Annotated in this window: 1 protein-coding gene; it reads right to left on the bottom strand. The window is 60.4% G+C overall.

What is annotated here, in order from left to right; all coding sequences use genetic code 11:
• Positions 1–573, bottom strand: a 573-nt coding sequence (locus tag HMPREF1627_RS00060; RefSeq protein ID WP_034499654.1) for a transketolase-like TK C-terminal-containing protein, incomplete at both ends; no start/stop codon positions are given.

Here is a 573-nt window from a genome sequence, read left to right as displayed (position 1 = left end):
GGGTTGAACAGGTCGTACTTGTCAATCGCCTGCTGCAGTACGGAGCGGTCCATCTTACCTTCCTCAACAAGGCCCTGGAGGGCGCGGATCACAACCGACTCAGCGTCGATCTTCAGGTAGCGACGTGCCGCTGCGCGAGTGTCGGAGAATCCGAAACCGTCCGCGCCAAGCGGGTAGTACTTGCCGGGCACCCAGCGAGCGATCTGGTCATGCACCAGGTGCTCGAAGTCAGAGGTCGCAACGGTTGGGCCTTCAGCCTGCTCCAAAACGGAGGTGACGTAAGGCTTGCGAGCCTCCTCGTTCGGATGTTCGAAGTTGTACTTGTCTACCGCAATCGCTTCGCGGCGCAGCTCGGTCCAAGAGGTTACCGAGTAGACAGTCGCGTCAACGCCCCAGTCTTCGCGCAAAATCTTTCGCGCCTCGCGAACCCACGGCAGGCCCACGCCAGAGGCCAGCAGCTTAACCTTCGGGCCGTTGCCCTCGAAGTCGTCAAGCATGTACATGCCCTTGATCAGGCCGTCGACATCAAGGTTTTCCGGCTCTGCGGGCTGGTGGATCGGCTCGTTGTATACC

This window comes from Actinomyces sp. S6-Spd3, assembly GCF_000758755.1.
Lineage (GTDB): Bacteria > Actinomycetota > Actinomycetes > Actinomycetales > Actinomycetaceae > Pauljensenia.
The sequence above is the reverse complement of the archived record's forward strand: the minus strand, read 5'-3'. Positions and strand labels throughout refer to the sequence as shown.